Origin of the sequence: Niastella vici (assembly GCF_002077945.1) — a bacterium.
GTDB lineage: Bacteria > Bacteroidota > Bacteroidia > Chitinophagales > Chitinophagaceae > Niastella > Niastella vici.
Genome location: NZ_LVYD01000045.1, coordinates 97,958 through 117,598, shown reverse-complemented (window position 1 = coordinate 117,598; position 19,641 = coordinate 97,958). Strand labels below are relative to the sequence as shown.

The window sequence follows — 19,641 nt, the reverse complement described above, 5'->3', positions numbered from 1 at the left end:
ATCAATTTGTTAATTATATCGATAAAACAATCATTTTTTACCTTATAAACTGCAAAAATTACCCATTAAAAGGACTATATACTCAAATTAAATATTTTACATATTTGTTAAATAAAAAAGCCACCCCGCTTTAAACGAGGTGGCTTCAATTAATACCTTTTTAGCTTAGATCGCTAAAACTATGTTTTGATCTTTACTTTCTAAAAATGATACGCCTTCATTCAGGAACTCATCAACCTTGCGGGCGCATTCGCGGCCTTCGCTGATGGCCCATACCACCAGACTTTGCCCCCGCCGCATATCACCGGCTACAAACACTTTATTAATGCTTGTCTTATATTCCTTTTCAGTAGCTCTTACATTACCACGGCTATCCAGGTCAACACCCAGCTCATTTAACAGGCCTTCGTGTTGCGGATGCACAAAACCCATGGCCAGCAATGCCAGCTCGCAGGGAAGCTCACGCTCTGAACCTGGCTTCTCAACAAATTGGGCAGGTTTGCCGTCTTCAGTAACCTTCCACTCCAGGTCAACCACTTTCAGCGCTTTCAGGTTACCCTTTTTGTCGCCGATGAATTCTTTGGTGGCAATGGCCCAATGACGGTTGGCGCCTTCTTCATGCGAAGTAGAGGTCTTCAGGATCATGGGGAAGGTTGGCCAGGGCATAAACTCGGTACGGCCGGCAGGCGGTTTGGGCAACAGCTCAAACTGGGTCACCGATTTTGCTTTATGCCGGTTGCTGGTACCTACGCAGTCGCTGCCGGTATCGCCACCACCAATTACCACTACATTCTTATTAGTAGCTAATAAATTCTCAGAGAAGATATTGCTTTCAATATTTGCATTTGCCAGCGGATCGAGACCGGCATTGCGTTTATTCTGTTGTTTCAGGAACTGCATGGCATAATAAACGCCTTTCAGTTCGCGGCCGGGGATCTTCAGATCGCGGGGAACAGTAGAACCACCTGTCAGTACAATAGCGTGGTATTCGCGCAACAGGTCGTTGATGCGAACATTTTCACCCACATTGGCATGGCAGCGGAAAATAACGCCTTCTTCCTCCATCAACTTGATCCTTCTGTCAATCACCCATTTTTCCAGCTTGAAATCAGGGATGCCATACCGCAATAAACCACCGGGCTTATCGTCGCGCTCGAATACGGTTACTGAGTGACCTGCATAGTTCAACTGCGCTGCGGCAGCCAAACCGGCCGGACCAGAACCTACTACCGCTACTTTTTTACCGGTACGTACGTGTGGTTTGCGTGGTTTTACAAATCCTTTATCGAAAGCTATTTCTATAATATGCTTTTCAATTTCTTCAATTGCTACAGCCGGTTGATTAATGCCCAGCACACAGGCGCTTTCGCACGGCGCCGGACAAATACGGCCGGTAAACTCGGGGAAATTGTTGGTAGAAGCCAGTATCTCATAGGCCTCCTGCCAGCTTTTGCGATAGATCGCATCGTTAAATTCAGGTATTACATTACCCAGCGGGCATCCGCTGTGGCAAAAAGGAATACCACAATTCATACAACGGGCCGATTGCTGGTTCAGCTTTTCATCGCTGTACCGCTCAACAAACTCATTGTAATCTTTTAACCTTTCCTCTACTGGTTTTTTACCCGGCAATTCCCTGGTAAATTCTAAAAAACCCGTTGGTTTACCCATTTTCTATTAACAGTTTATCGTTTTGTGTTTGTTGTTTTTGTTATCAGCTTTTGCACTACCATCGGCACCGGTTGCGTCGCACACTTCAGGGCCTTGTTCGCTGCTCAGCTGTAACATTTCCTAATGTTGCCCCACTGAGCCAACTACTTCTTCTTGGCGCCCTGTTTAACCTTGCTCTTTTCCTGCAAAGCTTTCTTATAATCTTTCGGGAACACTTTGATGAAGTTCTTCAACTGGTTCTCGAAATCATCCAGCACAAAACGGGCTACGGTACTACCAGTATAGGCGTAGTGGCGGGTGATCATATCATTCAGCGCCTGTGCATCTTCTGCATCCAGCGGATCGAGGTCAACCATTTCCTTGTTACACTGGGTGGCAAATTGTCCTTTTACATCATATATGTAAGCAATACCACCACTCATACCGGCTGCAAAGTTGCGGCCTGTAGCACCCAGTATCACCACGCGGCCGCCGGTCATGTATTCACAACCGTGATCGCCCACGCCCTCTACTACAACCTGGGCGCCTGAGTTACGTACGCCAAAGCGCTCGCCGGCCTTACCTCTTATATATGCTTCACCCGATGTGGCGCCATAGAAGGCCACGTTACCGATGATGATATTTTCTTCAGGCACATAGCTCGACTGTTTCGAAGGATATACGATCAGCTTGGCGCCGCTCAATCCTTTACCGAAGTAGTCATTGGCATCACCTTCCAGCTCAAGGGTTACACCCTTTGTATTGAAGGCGCCAAAGCTTTGTCCGGCCGTACCCGTGAAGTTGAAGTGTATGGTATCATCAGGTAATCCTTCGGCTTTATATTTCTTCGAGATCTCGTTCGATAAAATAGTACCAATGGTTCTGTCGGTATTCTTAACCGGGAACGAAGCGGAAATGCGCTCCTGTTTTTCCAGCGCCGGTTTAGCTGCAGACAGCAGTTTCCAGTCGAGCACTTCTGCAATACCATGGTCCTGCTCTTCCATTTTATACAAACCGGTATAAGAGCCGGTTGGTTCTTTATATAATACAGGCGACAGATCGAGCTTGCTGGTTTTCCAGTGATTAATGCCTTCGCGCATTTGCAGGCAATCAACCTGGCCAACCATTTCAGTAATGGTGCGGAAGCCCAGTTCAGCCATGATCTCACGTAACTCCTGTACAATAAATTTGAAGAAGTTCACTACGTGATCGGCATTACCTGTAAAGCGTTTGCGCAGTTCAGGATCCTGTGTAGCTACCCCAACAGGGCAGGTATTCAGGTGACATTTACGCATCATGATACAACCTTCAACAACCAATGCGGTGGTAGCAAGGCCCCACTCTTCAGCACCCAGCAGGGTGGCGATGGCAATGTCGCGGCCGGTTTTCATTTGACCGTCGGCCTGAACAGTTACGCGGCTGCGCAATTTATTTTTCACCAGTGTTTGATGGGTTTCGGCAAGGCCTAACTCCCATGGTAAACCGGCATGTCTGATAGAACTGATGGGTGAAGCACCGGTACCGCCATCATGACCTGAGATCAGGATCACATCGGCTTTGGCTTTGGCCACACCGGCCGCAATAGTACCTACACCTGCTTTTGATACCAGCTTCACGTTAATGCGGGCTGCACGGTTCGAATTCTTCAGGTCGAAGATCAGCTGTGCCAGATCTTCAATTGAATAAATATCGTGGTGCGGCGGCGGAGAGATCAAACCTACACCTGGTGTAGAGTGACGCGTTTTACCGATCCACTCATCTACTTTATGACCAGGCAGCTGACCACCTTCACCGGGTTTTGCACCCTGTGCCATTTTGATCTGCAGCTCATCGGCTTCAGTAAGATAATAACTGGTTACACCGAAGCGGGCGCTGGCCACCTGTTTAATGGCGCTGCGCATGGAGTCGCCGTTTGGCAATGGCGTATATCTTACTTCATCTTCACCCCCTTCACCGGTATTGCTCTTGGCGCCAATGCGGTTCATGGCAATGGCCAGTGTAGTGTGTGCCTCCCATGAAATAGAACCAAAGCTCATAGCGCCGGTAGCAAAGCGTTTCAAAATGCTTTCAGCCGGTTCCACCTCGTCAATGGAGATCGCTGGTCTGTTAACTTTAAACTGGAACATGCCACGCAGTGTAGCAGCTTTCTCAGTTTGCTCATTAACCAGCTTTGAATATTTTTTGAATGTATTGTAATCGTTCATCCGGGTTGCATACTGCAACAGGTGAATGGTATTCGGGTTGAACAGGTGGTACTCCCCTTTCCGTTTCCATTGGTAAAAACCGCCAACGGGTAAACGATCAACAGGAATATCCTTGCGGCTGAACGCAAACAAATGCTTGGCCAGCGCTTCTTTTGCCAGCTCATCTAAACCAATACCTTCTATGCGACTAACGGCACCGGTGAAGTACTTGTCGACCAGGTTTTTATTTAAACCAAGTATTTCAAAGATCTGGGCGCCCTGATACGATTGCAGGGTTGAGATACCCATCTTTGAGAACACTTTCAGCAAGCCATCGCATACGGCTTTGATATAGTTCTTACGGAGTTGGTCCCACGTAAGTTCAGTTTGCAATGTGTTATTCACTTTCATGTTGCGGATGGTAGCCAGCGCCAGGTAAGGATTGATGGCGGTAGCTCCAAAGCCTAACAAACATGCGAAGTGATGCACTTCCCAAACATCACCGGCTTCTACAACGATACCAACTTTACCGCGCAAACCTTTGCGAATAAGGTAGTGATGCACAGCCGCAGTTGCCAGTAAGGAAGGAATGGCAGCGTGATCAGAATCAACTGCGCGGTCGCAGAGGATCAACACTTCAAAACCATCATGTACGGCATCTTCTGCATAGCGGCAAAGCCTGTCGAGACCAGCTTTCAGCGAACCGGGTTTGCCATCGGCCCTGAAATAGGTTTGCAGGGTTTTGGCCTGGAAGATACCAGTATCAATACTACGCAGTTTCTCGAGCTCGGTGCTTGTTAATATCGGATGCTTTAACGCAACGGTATGACAATGTTTGGGATCTTCGAGTAACAGGTTATCGTTATTACCCACAAAGGTTGCCAAACTCATTACCATGCGCTCACGAATAGGATCGATGGGTGGGTTGGTTACCTGTGCAAATAATTGTTTGAAATAAGAAGTGATGTGCTGCGGCTGATCGCTCAATACAGCCAGCGGCGTATCGGTACCCATGGAGCCAATCGGCTCTTTGCCATCAACGGCCATGGGGGTAATAATATCCTCAATATCTTCAGTGGAATAACCGAGTGCTTTCTGGTATTTCAGAATAGATGCGTCTGACAGGTGGGTGAACGCAACACGGGGTTCATCCAGTTCTTCCAAACGGATCTTGTATTGATTTAACCAGTCGCCATAAGGCTTGCGGCTGCAGATATCATTTTTCAGCTCTTCATCACTGATGATGCGGCCCTGCTCCATATCAACCACAAACATTTTACCAGGTTGCAGGCGGCCTTTTTCAACGATGATGGTGGGGTCAACCGGCAGCGCGCCAGTTTCAGAAGCCATGATCACGCGATCATCGTTGGTAACACAATATCTTGACGGGCGCAGACCGTTTCTGTCGAGGGTAGCGCCGATAATTTTTCCATCGGTGAATGAAATAGAAGCGGGACCATCCCATGGCTCCATGATAGAAGCGTGAAATTCATAGAAGGCTTTCTTCACGGGATCCATTTGGTCGTTGCCATCCCATGCTTCAGGGATCAACATCATCATCACATGCGGCAGTGAACGGCCGGTCAATGCCAGCAGCTCGATCATGTTATCGAGGCAGGCAGAGTCACTTTGACCCTCTGTAACGATCGGCAGCAGCATTTCCATTTCTTCATTGGTGAAGAATGGTGAGGTAAAACCATGTTCGCTGGTCTTTAACCAGTTGAGGTTACCCTGCAGCGTATTGATCTCGCCGTTATGAGCGATGAAGCGAAAAGGCTGAGCCAGTTTCCAGCTGGGGAAGGTGTTGGTGGCAAAGCGGGAGTGAACCAGGCCGAATGCAGATACCATTCGCTTATGGCTCAGGTCGTTAAAATAATGACGAACCTGACCGCTGGTCAATTGTCCTTTATAAACAACCGTTTTGTAAGAAAGCGACGCGATGTAAAAACCGATCGCATCTTTCTTTACGGTATTATTGATGGTGTGGCTGGCGTAGTTGCGCAGTACAAATAATCTGCGTTCGAAGTCATCGGGGTTATTGATGTGATCGGGGCAGGCAATGAACACCTGTTCCATTTCGGGTTCAACACTCAGTGCTGAAGGGCCAATGCCATCCGGATTCACAGGCACCTTGCGGTAAACAAGAATTTCCAGTCCTAATTTCTCGGCGGCGCGATTGAAGATATCGCGGCACTCTTCACGCAAACGGATCTCGCGGGGGAAGAAGATCACCCCTACACCGTAGCGGCCGAAGGCTGGCAAATGAACGCCCAGCTTAATGCATTCGTCAAAGAAAAATTCATGGGGAGTTTGGATCATAATACCGGCACCGTCGCCTGTATTATTTTCACAACCGCAGGCACCGCGATGTTCCATATTTTCCAATATAGTCAAAGCATCGCTGATGTTTTGGTGACTCTTATGCCCCTTAATGTTGGCTACGAATCCAATGCCACAGGCATCACGCTCAAAGGAAGGATGGTATAAACCCTGGTTACTTGCCATGGAAATGCATAGTTTTTTGAAAAATATTCAATAAATAGTCAAATTCTCAATAAATCGTTTAATTCATAGCAAGCAAGCGATTGAAATTACGAAAAAAACCGCTTATTGTCCGCGTTTCGTGCAATTTTTTTCGCAAAATAGCTACTTGTATTTACGCGGATTTTATGATCCAAATAATGTTTTCTGCCCCGCTTTTCGCATAAAAAGGCTGATTAATATGACAAATAATTATCCGCATTGTTTACCAAGGGAGCCAGACGTAAAATTACGTGGACCCGCTGCTTAATTTTCAGGCAAAAATAACCATCGCCCGCTGATTTGGGGCGTGTGCACCGGACAAAAACGTCAATTCTACAACTTCTCCCAGCCTCCCTGTCACAAAATGCACTTCAACGCTGATTTTAACATTTCCTAAATGATTGTTGAATTAGTCTTAAAAACAAACGCCTGTTCTGCGCTATTAAACATACCGGCTTGTTTTAATACCCTTCAATATGAGTTGCGCAATACTACAATACACTTGGCAATTGGTTGTTATGAATGAAACTAACGACCATCAGTGTTCTAAGAAATGAATGTTATTCGTGTGTTATGAAGGGTTACATGTTAATAAGTTTTTACCAAACACATTTGCATGCTGCGCTGTAACGGCTTAACTTTGCAGCGCAAATACGATATTTCTGTTAGCATGCACAACCAAAATACTCTGCACCTATTCTAACCATTGTTGTATTACGCCATAGTTTATCTTTTTCTATCAGTTCTCTAGAGGCCTTTTCAATAACTGTTTGCCCTGACAATGCTTTGCCGTAATAGGTTTTTCAAAATAATTTGATTTCTTAGAATATCCTGTCCCGCGCGGGGCGCGGGACGAGCATTTCATCCCGACTTTAGTCGGGACCGGTTCATGTACATATCCAATATCAGTTTTCGCACAGTTGTTTAGGTTTTCAATATCCGGAAAAACCAGGTTATGAATTAAATCCAATATCGGCCCCTTGTATCTATTTAACCGTTCGTTTTCAATATCCAGGAAAAGCCGTTTGTATTAAGATCCAGTATCACTGTTAGTTCCAATATCCGGATAAAGCCAGTTACATGCAAAATCCAATAGCAACGTCCCGTGTAAGTTATTTTACACGTTTATATCCAATATCATGATAAAGCCAGTTGCATGTAAGAATCCAATGTCGCAATGCCCTGTGCACTTTTTTTAACCCTGTTAGATCCAGGTAGAATCATATATGTTTTGATCCGCCCCTTAGAGAACATTGACGATTCTGGTATCTGTGAAAAAACCATTCCGTTAGCTACCGATAGCAGCTCTTCATGGTAATCGCAGTATCCTTAAAAAGATCGTCCGTCAGACGACATAGCCCCGCTTCGGCGGGGCTTTTTTATGAATGGCAGTTACCGGTTACCAGGTCCCGGTTTACCGGGCAAAAAATTTCGAGACTCCGACCAATTGCAACGTGTTCGAAATTGAAGTCCCGGCAACTGGTAACTGGCAACCGGTAACAAACAAAAAAGCCATCCCGTTTTATCAGGATGGCCACCACTTAAAAAAACAGATAACATATGTTTTATACCAAATACCCAAACAGCGTATCGTTCTTATTCAACGCTGTATAGTTTATGTTATAACGTTGCATATTCTGCAACAGTATATCGTAATCTTCTTTTTTCTTTAATTCAATTCCTACCAATGCAGGACCGCTTTCCTTGTTGGTCTTTTGCATATACTCAAACCGTGTGATATCATCATTGGGTCCCAGCACATGGTTCACAAACTCTTTCAACGCGCCCGGTCTTTGTGCAAACCGTATCAGGAAATAATGTTTAAGCCCTTCAAACTGCAGGCTTCTTTCCTTGATCTCCTGCATGCGGTCAATGTCGTTATTACTGCCACTCACAATGCACACTACTGTCTTGCCTTTAATAACATCAGCATAATCATCCAACGCAGCAATTGATAAAGCACCAGCCGGCTCCACCACTATCGCATCTTCGTTATACAACTTCAAAATGGTAGAACAAACTTTTCCTTCAGGCACCAGGTGCATATCATCCAACACTCCTTTACAAATAGAGAAAGTGATCTCCCCTACTCTTTTTACCGCAGCGCCATCAACAAACCGGTCAATGTCGCTTAGCGTTACCGGCGCACCGGCTTTTAACGCTTCAAACATCGAAGGAGCACCTTCGGGCTCCAGTCCAACGATCTTTGTTTTGGGTGAATACGTTTTCATATACGACCCTACACCGGCGCTGAGGCCGCCGCCACCCACCGGTACAAACAGGTAATCGATCTCTGTTTGTTCTTCCAGTATTTCAACTGCTACGGTTCCCTGCCCCTCAATAATACGGTGATCATCAAACGGCGGAATAAAGGTCATGCCGTTCTCTTCAGTGAATTTCTTGGCTGCTATGGCGCAATCATCAAAGGTATCGCCGATCAGCCGGATCTCTATATTCTCTTCCCCAAACATCTTGGTTTGGTTCACCTTCTGGTTGGGGGTAATGATAGGCATGAAAACCACGCCTTTTACATTCAGTTTTTTACATGAATAGGCAAATCCCTGGGCATGGTTACCGGCACTGGCGCATACCAACCCCCGTTGTAGCTGCTCAACCGGCAAACTGCTCATCATGTTATACGCACCCCGCAGTTTGTACGACCGTACCACCTGCAGATCTTCCCGCTTCAGATACACGCTGCACTGGTATTTCTTCGACAGATTGTGATTGTACATCAGCGGTGTTTTGTTCACCACTTTTTTCAACCGCAACGCTGCTTTGTGAAACTCCAGTTCAGGCGTGGTATGTGTGAATGTGCCCATCTTTGATTTGAGCCCTTCGGCTTTGCTCAGGATTAGTTAAAAAAAATAGCCACCGCCCTTCAACTTCGCTCAGGATCTCCTTCGACGAATCTCAGGAATACCACTGTTTTAGTTATCAGAAAATATCGGAACGGTGGCTAATTAATTGGCAATAGGCAATAAACAACCAGCCTGGCCAATTGCTTATTGCCTATTGTATATTGTCTTAAGCTGTTACTTCGGCTGGCTTCTGATTTTCAGGGCGAAGGCTGCGCACTGTTTTACCGGCTTGCCACATTTCGCTATCACGCAATTCTTTCAGTTCAGCTTCCAGTTTCTCACGATAGTCGGGCTGGCTGTTGCTGTCGATAGAACGTTGAGATTCTTTACCGGTTGCAACGCTTTCATATAATTCAGTGAATACAGGCAATGTTGCATCGCGGAACTTCTTCCACCAATCCAATGCACCGCGTTGTGCAGTGGTGCTACAGTTGGCATACATCCAGTCCATACCATTTTCCGCTACCAGCGGCATCAGTGATTGGGTGAGCTCTTCAACAGTTTCGTTGAATGCTTCTGAAGGCGTGTGACCTTTACTGCGTAATACCTGGTATTGGGCAGCAAAGATACCCTGAATACAACCCATCAATGTACCTCTTTCGCCGGTAAGATCGCTGTATACTTCTTTCTTGAAATCTGTTTCGAACAGGTAACCGCTACCAACAGCAATACCTAAAGCCACTACTCTTTCTTTGGCTTTACCGGTAGCATCCTGGAAAATAGCATAGCTACTGTTCAAACCACGGCCCTGCAGGAACATGCGGCGCAAAGAAGTGCCTGAACCTTTAGGGGCAACCAGGAATACGTCTACATCCTTGGGAGGAACGATACCTGTTTGCTCGTTGAAGGTAATACCGAAGCCGTGTGAAAAATATAATGCTTTACCTGCAGTCAGGTGTTTTTTTACAGTAGGCCACAATTGAATTTGTGCAGCATCGCTCAACAGGTAGCAAATGATGGTACCGCGTTGTAATGCTTCTTCAATTTCAAACAATGTTTCGCCGGGTACAAAACCATCTTTCACCGCTTTATCCCAGGTTTTTGAATTTTTGCGTTGACCAACTATTACATTGATACCATTGTCTTTCTGGTTCAGCGCCTGACCCGGTCCCTGTACACCGTAGCCGATCACTGCTACCGTTTCATTTTTCAATACCTGTTGCGCTTTGGCAAGTGGGAACTCTTCACGAGTTACTACATTTTCTTCCACCCCGCCGAAATTTAATTTTGCCATTGTTGAGAATGTTTATTGTTATTGGTTTTTTGTATTGGAAAGCGAGTTATCACTCACTGCCTTTTCTGTATTTTTTGCGTTCGGTGTTTACATGGTAAACACTTCGCCGCCTTTGCCTAAATATTCATTTTCGATCACGTCTTCACCGGGTTCTTTCTTTTCAAACTCTTTCAGTTTGTCGTGGAAGCCTTTGCTGGCTTTAATGATGGCCACCCGGGCGCTGCGTACGAATTCGATCAAACCGTAGGGTTCCAGTACAGAGATCAGTTTGTTGATCTCATCGCGCTGGCCGGTTGTTTCAAATACTACGTAATCAGTCCTGATCACTACAGCACGTGCACCGTACTCCCGTAATAACCTTTCTACTTTTACTTTTTCGGCGATCACACTGGTAGGTACTTTATACAATGCCAGCTCCTGCCAAACAATTTCGTCGTTGGTATTGTAATAAGCTTTCAATACTTCTACCTGTTTCTCGATCTGGCGCACCAGTTTTTTCACCACGTCTTCCAGTTCATTGATAACAATGGTAAAGCGGTGAATGCCTTCGATCTCGGAAGGTGAAGTATTCAAACTTTCAATATTGATCTTACGGCGTGAAAACATAATGGCGATCCGGTTCAGCAACCCGATCTGATTTTCAGTATATACCGTAACGGTGAATTCCTGTTTCATGATGTAACCCAATGGGTTTTTAATGAATAACGATTTACTTTAGTTTTCTTTAATGGCCACTACGCGCAACCTTTTATAATCAGCATACCATTTCTGGTTCCTGAACTGGGTTTGTCGCAATGTTTCCTGTGCATTTTCCAGAATTTTCTCTTTTGTTTCCTCAGCTACCCCTTCCAGTAAAGCACCGCAAAACATATGCACCCAATCCTTGATACCATCCTGCACATCTTTCAACTCGGTTTCGCGATTATAATGCGCCGCGTAGGTAACCCTGAATCCCTGTTTTTCAAGCAGACTGGTGTATTCACTTAATGAAGGATAGTACCATATTTCGCGTTCTGCGTTCTGTGGGTATCCGTATTGAATAAGGGCATTGTTCAATGCACGCATAATCAGTTGCACGTTCCCTTTTCCACCCATCTCCAGCACCAGCCGGCCGCCGGGTCTCAGGTTCTTATACATGCATTTAATGGCCTGTTCTTTTTCGGTTACCCAGTGCAGTACCGCATTGGAAAACAAGGCATCAAATGGTTCATTGAAGTCGAAATCGGTTACTGAGGCCAGCCTGAAGGGCAGGTGCGGATATTCATTTCTCGCTTTAGCGATCATGTCTATTGAACTATCCATACCTGTAACCATTGCGCCTGAAGCGGCAATCAAACTGGTTAAATAACCCGTACCACACCCTATATCCAGAATATGTTCGCCTTCCTGTGGGGTTAGCAGCTGTTGTACCAGGTACTCACCATACTTAAAAACAAAATCATGTTTGTTGTCGTACAGCGAGGTATTCCAGGTATTTTTTTCTGTTATAGCCATTGGTTACCTTTTTAATTATTTTAAACGGATCTCTGCTACACTGCATCCCTGCGGTACCATGGGGAATACGTTGTTTTCCTTTCCTACCATTACTTCCAGCAGGTACGCGCCTTTTGAATTCAACATGTCGGTCACTGCTTTCTTCAGGTCTTCTCTTTTCGAAATGCTGTTCCCGTCAATGTTATATGCTTTGGCCAATTGTACAAAATTGGGGCTTTCAATATCAACGAACGAGTAACGCTTGTCGTGGAAAAGCTGTTGCCACTGACGCACCATGCCGAGGAACTGGTTATTCAATATCAGGATCTTTACATCGATCTGTGATTGCATAATAGTTCCCAGCTCCTGCAGGGTCATTTGAAAACCACCATCGCCAATGATGGCAACAGTCGTTCTTTTGGGAGCGCCTACTTTTGCACCTATAGCTGCGGGCAAGCCAAAACCCATAGTGCCCAAACCACCTGAAGTGATATTGCTTTTTGATTGCGTGAATTTCGCATAACGGCAGGCCACCATCTGGTGCTGGCCAACGTCGGTTACAATGATCGCATCGCCACCGGTGAGTTCATTCAGGGTCTTTATTACTTCACCCATGGTCAGCTGGTCGGTGGTGGGGTTCAGTTCAGGTGTAATGCAGGTATCTTCTTCTTCCTTCATCATGTCCTTGAACTTTTGCAACCATTGCGGGTATACTTTCTGCTCAATCTGTGCGGTCAATAAAGGCAGGGTTTCTTTACAGTCGCCCCAAACCGGTACAGTTGCTTTTACGTTCTTGTCTACTTCAGCCGGATCAATATCCAGGTGGATCACTTTTGCCTGTTTGGCATATTTATCGAGGCGGCCGGTAACGCGGTCATCGAAACGCATCCCGATCGCGATCAATACATCGCATTCATTGGTGAGCACGTTAGGTCCATAATTGCCGTGCATGCCCAGCATCCCTACATTCAGCGGATGGTCTGAAGGAATAGCGCTCAATCCCATGATGGTCCATGCAGTGGGAATACCCGCTTTTTCAATGAACTTTATAAATTCCTGTTCTGCTTTACCCAGAATTACACCCTGACCAAAGATCACGAATGGTTTTTTCGCTTCATTGATCAGTTTAGCTGCTTCTGCGATGTACTCTTTACGTACAATGGGAGCAGGCCGGTAGCTGCGTACATGATCACATTTTGTATAGCCTTCGTAATCGAATTTCTGCAGCTGGGCATTTTTGGTAATATCGATCAACACGGGACCGGGTCTTCCGCTGCGGGCAATATAAAATGCTTTTGCCAGCACTGAAGGTATTTCGGTTGCATCAGTTACCTGGTAATTCCATTTGGTAACCGGTGTGGTTATATTGATAACATCTGTTTCCTGAAAGGCATCTGTTCCCAGCAAATGGGCAAATACCTGACCGGTGATGCATACTAATGGTGTACTATCGATCATGGCATCTGCCAAACCTGTTACCAGGTTGGTTGCACCGGGACCGCTGGTTGCAAAAACGACCCCTACGTCGCCTGATGAACGTGCATAACCCTGAGCGGCATGTATACCACCCTGTTCATGACGCACCAGTATATGATGGAGTTTCTCCTGGTAATCATACAGCGCATCATAGATAGGCATGATTGCGCCACCCGGATACCCAAAGATGGTATCGACCCCTTCTGCCAGAAATGCTTCCAACACCGCGACCGAACCGCTGATGTTTGTTACTGCTGGCTTCTTGTCCGTCTTTCCTTTGGCAGGTGCTTTTTCGATTGTACTCATAAACTTTTTTTTGTGATTCAATTGTCGGTTTAGTTCCTGTTCTAAATGTTATCCGATCTAACGGCATCGTTTATTCCGCTTCATCGGTTACACATCCTTCCGAAGCATCTTTTACCTGCTTCGCATATTTATAGAGAATTCCTTTTTTTACTTTTAATGCAGGCTGCTTCCAGGCTGCTTTACGTTTTGCCAGCTCATCGGGACTGATCTTGAGGTTGATGGTATTCTTCACTGCATCCAGTTCAATGATATCGCCATCTTTTACCAGTGCAATGCCACCACCGTCATACGCTTCGGGTGTAATGTGCCCTACCACAAAGCCATGCGTACCACCGCTGAAACGGCCATCGGTAATGAGGGCCACGCTTTTACCTAAACCCGCACCAATAAGCGCAGCCGTTGGTTTCAGCATTTCAGGCATACCGGGTGCGCCTTTGGGGCCTACGTAACGGATCACCACTACATCGCCGGGTTGTACTTTTTTACTTTGAATACCGGCAATCAGCTCAAACTCGCCGTCGAATACGCGGGCGGGTCCTTCAAAACGTTCGCCTTCTTTACCGGTGATCTTGGCCACACTGCCTTTTTCGGCCAGGTTACCATACAATATCTGTAAGTGTCCGGTAGCTTTTATCGGCGTCTCGAGGGGGAGAATGATCTTTTGTTTGTTGAAATCGAGATCGGGAACGCCGGCCAGGTTTTCGGCCAGGGTTTTACCGGTTACAGTGAGGCAATCGCCATGCAGCAGTCCTTTTTGTAACAGGTATTTCATTACTGAAGGCAGGCCACCATGTTCGTGCAGGTCCTGCATCAGGTATTTTCCGCTGGGTTTAAAGTCGGCCAGCATAGGTATCTTGTTGCTGATAGCCTGAAAATCGTCTTGCGTCAATGGCACATCCACGCTTTTTGCAATGGCGATCATATGTAATACCGCATTGGTGCTTCCGCCCAGGATCATAATGGTGGTGATGGCATTTTCGAAAGCTTTGCGGGTCATGATATCACGGGGCTTGATATCTTTTTCCATCAGGTTACGGATAGCCTTACCCGCTTCCAGACATTCTTTCTTTTTCTCATCGCTTAGGGCCGGGTTCGAAGAGGAATAAGGCAGGCTCATTCCCAACGCTTCAATGGCCGAGGCCATGGTATTGGCCGTGTACATTCCACCGCAGGCGCCGGCGCCGGGGCAGCTGTTCATTACAATGCCTTTGAAGTCGGCATCGCTTAACTGACCTGCGATCTTTTGTCCCAATGCTTCAAAGGAAGAAACAATGTTCAGGTCCTGGCCTTTATAATGACCGGGTGCAATAGTTCCGCCGTAAACCATGATGGCGGGGCGGTTCAACCGGCCCATTGCCATTACAGAGCCCGGCATATTTTTATCGCAGCCAGGTATGGCGATCAATGAGTCATAATATTGTGCACCGCAAACCGCTTCAATGGAGTCGGCAATGATATCGCGGCTCACCAGTGAATAGCGCATCCCATCGGTTCCGTTCGACATACCGTCGCTAACGCCAATGGTATTAAAGATCAAACCTACCAGGTCATTGCTCCACACGCCGTCCTTCACAATTTTTGCCAGGTCGTTCAGGTGCATGTTACAGGTGTTGCCATCGTAACCCATGCTGACAATGCCTACCTGTGCTTTTTTCAGATCTTCATCAGTTAAGCCAATGCCATACAACATGGCCTGAGCAGCAGGCTGTGTTTCATCCTGCGTAAGTGTCTTTGAATATTTGTTTATTTCTGCCATTCTATTCGACTGTTATAAGTTTGGATTTTACTTTTTATTTTTTTGGTTCTTACCCTGCTTTTGATAATTCCTCTTTTCCTGCCGCTGTCACTTTTTCTTTATATACCAACTGTATCTTTCTACTCAGCGTATCATTCCAGGTAGCCGGGAATTTTACCTCATCGAACGATTCCCAACCGATCACTTCTGCAGCGGTACCACAAAAGAATGCGGCATCGGCCTGTTTCAGTTCATCGGTGGTGAACAAACGCTCTTCAACCGGTATATTCAGTTCTGCACAGATCTCTATTACAGTAGCGCGGGTAATGCCGGGTAAAATGTTGCCGGTTGGCGGCGTATACAGTTTGCCATTCTTCTCAAAGAAAACATTGGCGCCGGGGCCTTCTGCAACATAACCGTTCATATCGGTGAGCAATGCTTCATCGAAACCTTTTGCTTTTGCTTCCTGACTGGCCAGGATGGAATTTACATAATGACCGCTGGCCTTGGCTTCAATGCGAAATCCTTTGGGATTGGGGCGTTGGAAGGAAGAGGTCATTACGCGTAATAATTTTTCTCCGAGGAAGAGCCCCATTTCCCAGGCTGCGATCAGGAGATAGGATTCTTTATTGGGGTTGAAGCTCATATTGGCCGGCGCATAAACCACAGGACGGATATATGCGTTCTGAAGATTATTGCGGCTCAATACTTCGTAAGTGGCTTCAATGATCTCATCGGTATCCCAGCCATAGGGCATGTTAAGGGCAGTGGCCGAATTGCGCAAGCGCTCATAGTGCTCAGTAGCTTTAAAGATCTTTGTATCGCCGTCGGCAGTCTGGTACGACCTGATGCCTTCAAACACCGCATAGCCATAATGCAATGACTGACTGTAATAGTCAGTTTTTGCCTCCGCCGCTTTTACAAAAGCGCCGTTGAGCCAAATAATCGTATTATCCTGATAGTATGCCATTTAATAATTTATTTATAATAAGGTTCTTCAATAATTCAGTTCCCGGCCCGCCCGTAACCCGGGTCACATGCTTCAACTCGCTCAGCACCCCCTAAAAGCAAACGACCCGCCTCGTTGGAGGCGGGTCGTTTATTTTGATTCTTTGTATACGTTAAACACCACCTCCGTGCGTTGCAGGAATAATCACCACCACCACAATAATAATTATTGCAGTTACGACAGAGATGATGTTATTGATGCTGCTTTTTTGCATAAGAGGACTTCGTGTGTCACAAATATACACCCGCCGTTTGAATTATAAAGAGCTTTTTTAAAAAAATCTGTATTCTGGATCCTAAGCCTCTGAAGTAAGACGTATGAAGTATGAAGTATGATTGTTCGCTACATTCCAGCATTCCTCCCTCCTTCTTACCTCTTCCTACTTCTTACCTCTTACCTCCTACTTCTCCTTGTTATCAGCACATTAGCTAATTATATAATCGTCGACTTTCTTAATTCAATATTAGCCTTATTCACCCCGCCCGGTATACGGTTCGCAACAAAATCACTTACCAGCTCACCAATGGTTGAAGTGAAATAAAAATTAATAGGATCAATATCTTTTGTCACAAAGCCATTTATTAGTGTCCATTCAACACCAAGCCGCACCGCTTCCGCTTCTTTGGCCAGTCCGAAATGATCGAGCAACATGGCTGCAGACAAAATACATCCCAGCGGGTTGGCAATGTCTTTACCGGCAGCCTGCGGGTACGAACCATGAATAGGTTCAAACAACGCTACACCGGTACCAACTGATGCCGAGGGCAACAAACCCAGTGAACCGCTGATCACACTGGCTTCATCGCTGATGATATCGCCGAACATATTTTCTGTGAGTATCACATCAAACTGTTTCGGGTTCAGGATGATCTGCATGGCGGCATTATCAACAAACAGGAAATCAACTTTCACGTCGGCATATTGTAAAGCTATTTCCTGCACTACTTTGCGCCACAGGCGCGAAGTTTCCAGCACATTGGCCTTGTCGACCAGCGTTAATTTCTTACGGCGCTTTCCTGCATACTGAAATGCGAGGTGGGCAATGCGTTCGATCTCTTCGCGCGTATATACGCAATCGTCAGCAGCCCTGTTACCATCCTGGCTCAACTCTTTCTTGCCGAAATAAATGCCGCTGGTCAGCTCTCTGAAAATTATAAAATCAACTCCTTCTAATTGCTGTGCTTTTAAAGGAGACAAATGTTGAAGTGAGGGGTACGTGATTACAGGTCGAATGTTGGCAAACAATTGTAAGCTTTTCCGCAGTTTCAGTAAGCCCTGCTCGGGGCGAACTTTTGCGGAAGGATCGTTATCGTATTTGGGATGGCCGATAGCGCCAAATAATATTCCATCACTGTTAAGGCAGGCTTCAATGGTTTCATCGGGTAACGGGTTGCCGGTTTTATCAATGGCATCGGCACCCATTAAGCAATACCGGTAGTGGAACTCATGACCGAATTGCTCGGCAACGGCATTCAATACTTTTACTGCCTGTCGGGTAACTTCAGGCCCTATGCCATCACCTTCTATAACAACAATATTCTTTTCCATAAAATGTAGTTTCAAAACTCGGACTGGTCGGTCCCTGTTTCTCCTTCTGACACCCGGCGTTATACAGGCACAGGCATATTGTTCTGAAAGGAATACCGTCTATACAGACTGGCTTTCTTTTCAATCAATACCTGCGGCTGCAGGCGCTCTTTCTTGACTTTTATTGGTAATTGTTGATTGTACGTGCAGCTATTGAGGGTCGTATACTCCGCCAACTGGCAGAGACATGCTGTTTTATCACCGTTATTTGACCCTTCTTTCATTCTTCTTTCTTTCCTTTTTTCATTGCTCGTTCGCCGGCTGGCGAATGGTAGTTTTGGAAAAAAGCGTGGTGCAGACGCACCACGCGTAACAAAAACTACATGATTATGAGAAAATACTGCTCACTACACTGTGGCGGTCTGGTATTGATTGGCCAATACCTTCAGGTCCTCATCTTCTACCTCTTTCTTTCTGTCAGCAACTTTCAGGAATTGCTCATACAACACGTCAATGTCGTTCCGGTTAAACTGGAAACCGAGCTTCTGAAAGCGATGGGCCAAAGCGCTGCGACCGCTGCGCGCTGTTAATACGATCTTGCTGCCATCTGCCCCAACCTGTTCGGGGTTGATGATCTCGTAGGTTTGTGCATCTTTCAGGAATCCATCCTGGTGAATACCCGATGAATGTGAGAATGCATTGGCGCCTACAATAGCTTTATTTGGTTGAACCGGCATCCGCATGGTATCGGAAACCAGCCGGCTCAATGGGTTCAATTGTTGTGTTTTGATATCGGTATAGAAACCGAGCGAGTGGTGTTGATTGATCACCATTACCACCTCTTCCAGCGAAGTATTACCTGCTCTTTCCCCCAGTCCGTTGATCGTACACTCGATCTGGCGTGCCCCGTTCATGGCGCCGGCAATAGAGTTCGCTGTTGCCAGGCCCAGGTCGTTATGACAATGGCAGCTGATCACCGCTTTGTCGATATTGGGCACGTTATTGATGAGGTAAGCGATCTTCTCACCATATTGATGCGGCAGGCAATAACCTGTTGTATCGGGTATGTTCACCGTTGTAGCGCCGGCAGCAATAACTGCTTCTACTACGCGGGCCAGATATTCGTTATCGGTGCGGCCGGCATCTTCGGCATAAAACTCAACATCATCGGTAAAGTTCCGCGCCCATTTTACGCATTGGGTAGCCCGTTGCAAAATGTCTTCACGGGTTGAGTTGAATTTCGATTTGATGTGGAAGTCGGAAGTTCCGATCCCAGTGTGAATACGAGACCTTTTGGCCGTCTTTAACGCCTCGGCAGCCACCTCTATATCCTTTTGCACAGCCCGGCTTAAACCGCATATAACGGCGTTTTTTATCACTGCCCCAATCTCACTCACGCTTTTAAAGTCGCCAGGTGATGATATGGGAAAACCGGCCTCAATAATATCTACACCCAGTTCTTCCAGCGCCAAAGCAATTTCTATCTTCTCCTTGGTATTTAATTTACAGCCTGGCACTTGCTCGCCGTCGCGCAATGTTGTGTCGAAAATATAGACTTTGTTCTTTGGCATAGGTATCTCTCTATAAAGTAGGATTTTATTTAAAAAAAGCAGGCTGTTCGATTTTTTTGTTGCTTGCTATAAATGAGAAAAACAACCTGCTGA

12 protein-coding genes are annotated in these 19,641 nt (G+C 46.1%); all 12 read right to left on the bottom strand.

The features are described from left to right. Positions 1 to 165: 165 nt before the first annotated feature. The 12 genes from A3860_RS15865 to A3860_RS15810 all read right to left on the bottom strand — a co-directional run bounded on the left by A3860_RS15865 (position 166) and on the right by A3860_RS15810 (position 19,548). Complete coding sequence (locus tag A3860_RS15865; RefSeq protein WP_081147705.1) at positions 166 to 1,671, bottom strand: glutamate synthase subunit beta; 1,506 nt, start codon at positions 1,669 to 1,671, stop codon at positions 166 to 168. A 143-nt stretch (positions 1,672 to 1,814) separates the two neighbouring features. After that, positions 1,815 to 6,338, bottom strand: coding sequence for a glutamate synthase large subunit (gene gltB, locus A3860_RS15860; protein WP_081147704.1), 4,524 nt, complete (start codon positions 6,336 to 6,338; stop codon positions 1,815 to 1,817). Between the two features lie 1,583 nt (positions 6,339 to 7,921). Then, positions 7,922 to 9,178 (bottom strand): threonine ammonia-lyase, encoded by a 1,257-nt coding sequence (gene ilvA / locus A3860_RS15855; protein WP_081147703.1) that lies wholly within the window; start codon positions 9,176 to 9,178, stop codon positions 7,922 to 7,924. A gap of 205 nt (positions 9,179 to 9,383) precedes the next feature. After that, positions 9,384 to 10,451, bottom strand: a complete 1,068-nt coding sequence (gene ilvC, locus A3860_RS15850; RefSeq protein WP_081147702.1) for a ketol-acid reductoisomerase — start codon at positions 10,449 to 10,451, stop codon at positions 9,384 to 9,386. 87 nt (positions 10,452 to 10,538) lie between these two features. Continuing rightward, positions 10,539 to 11,126: an acetolactate synthase small subunit gene (ilvN, locus tag A3860_RS15845; protein WP_081147701.1), complete on the bottom strand. Its 588-nt coding sequence runs from the start codon at positions 11,124 to 11,126 to the stop codon at positions 10,539 to 10,541. A gap of 39 nt (positions 11,127 to 11,165) precedes the next feature. Then, on the bottom strand, positions 11,166 to 11,945 hold the full coding sequence (locus tag A3860_RS15840; protein ID WP_081147700.1) for a class I SAM-dependent methyltransferase: 780 nt from the start codon (positions 11,943 to 11,945) through the stop codon (positions 11,166 to 11,168). A gap of 15 nt (positions 11,946 to 11,960) precedes the next feature. Further along, complete coding sequence (ilvB, locus tag A3860_RS15835; RefSeq protein ID WP_081147699.1) at positions 11,961 to 13,706, bottom strand: biosynthetic-type acetolactate synthase large subunit; 1,746 nt, start codon at positions 13,704 to 13,706, stop codon at positions 11,961 to 11,963. A gap of 70 nt (positions 13,707 to 13,776) precedes the next feature. Further along, positions 13,777 to 15,462: a dihydroxy-acid dehydratase gene (gene ilvD, locus A3860_RS15830; protein WP_081147698.1), complete on the bottom strand. Its 1,686-nt coding sequence runs from the start codon at positions 15,460 to 15,462 to the stop codon at positions 13,777 to 13,779. A gap of 49 nt (positions 15,463 to 15,511) precedes the next feature. Then, positions 15,512 to 16,411, bottom strand: a complete 900-nt coding sequence (locus tag A3860_RS15825; protein ID WP_081147697.1) for a branched-chain amino acid transaminase — start codon at positions 16,409 to 16,411, stop codon at positions 15,512 to 15,514. A gap of 471 nt (positions 16,412 to 16,882) precedes the next feature. Then, complete coding sequence (gene leuB, locus A3860_RS15820) at positions 16,883 to 17,998, bottom strand: 3-isopropylmalate dehydrogenase (protein WP_081147696.1); 1,116 nt, start codon at positions 17,996 to 17,998, stop codon at positions 16,883 to 16,885. A gap of 59 nt (positions 17,999 to 18,057) precedes the next feature. Then, positions 18,058 to 18,261 carry a hypothetical protein gene (locus A3860_RS15815; RefSeq protein ID WP_081147695.1) on the bottom strand — a complete coding sequence of 68 codons (204 nt, stop codon included), beginning with the start codon at positions 18,259 to 18,261 and terminating at the stop codon, positions 18,058 to 18,060. A gap of 123 nt (positions 18,262 to 18,384) precedes the next feature. Then, positions 18,385 to 19,548 carry a 2-isopropylmalate synthase gene (locus tag A3860_RS15810; RefSeq protein ID WP_081147694.1) on the bottom strand — a complete coding sequence of 388 codons (1,164 nt, stop codon included), beginning with the start codon at positions 19,546 to 19,548 and terminating at the stop codon, positions 18,385 to 18,387. Positions 19,549 to 19,641: the final 93 nt, after the last annotated feature.

Bases quoted from the DNA above. Each gene is read 5' to 3' on its own strand.
- A3860_RS15810 (WP_081147694.1), bottom strand. From the start codon at position 19,548: ATGCCAAAGAACAAAGTCTATATTTTCGACACAACATTGCGCGACGGC.
- leuB (WP_081147696.1), bottom strand. From the start codon at position 17,998: ATGGAAAAGAATATTGTTGTTATAGAAGGTGATGGCATAGGGCCTGAA.
- ilvB (WP_081147699.1), bottom strand. From the start codon at position 13,706: ATGAGTACAATCGAAAAAGCACCTGCCAAAGGAAAGACGGACAAGAAG.
- ilvD (WP_081147698.1), bottom strand. From the start codon at position 15,462: ATGGCAGAAATAAACAAATATTCAAAGACACTTACGCAGGATGAAACA.
- ilvA (WP_081147703.1), bottom strand. From the start codon at position 9,178: ATGGGCACATTCACACATACCACGCCTGAACTGGAGTTTCACAAAGCA.
- gltB (WP_081147704.1), bottom strand. From the start codon at position 6,338: ATGGCAAGTAACCAGGGTTTATACCATCCTTCCTTTGAGCGTGATGCC.
- ilvC (WP_081147702.1), bottom strand. From the start codon at position 10,451: ATGGCAAAATTAAATTTCGGCGGGGTGGAAGAAAATGTAGTAACTCGT.
- A3860_RS15825 (WP_081147697.1), bottom strand. From the start codon at position 16,411: ATGGCATACTATCAGGATAATACGATTATTTGGCTCAACGGCGCTTTT.
- A3860_RS15865 (WP_081147705.1), bottom strand. From the start codon at position 1,671: ATGGGTAAACCAACGGGTTTTTTAGAATTTACCAGGGAATTGCCGGGT.
- A3860_RS15815 (WP_081147695.1), bottom strand. From the start codon at position 18,261: ATGAAAGAAGGGTCAAATAACGGTGATAAAACAGCATGTCTCTGCCAG.
- A3860_RS15840 (WP_081147700.1), bottom strand. From the start codon at position 11,945: ATGGCTATAACAGAAAAAAATACCTGGAATACCTCGCTGTACGACAAC.
- ilvN (WP_081147701.1), bottom strand. From the start codon at position 11,126: ATGAAACAGGAATTCACCGTTACGGTATATACTGAAAATCAGATCGGG.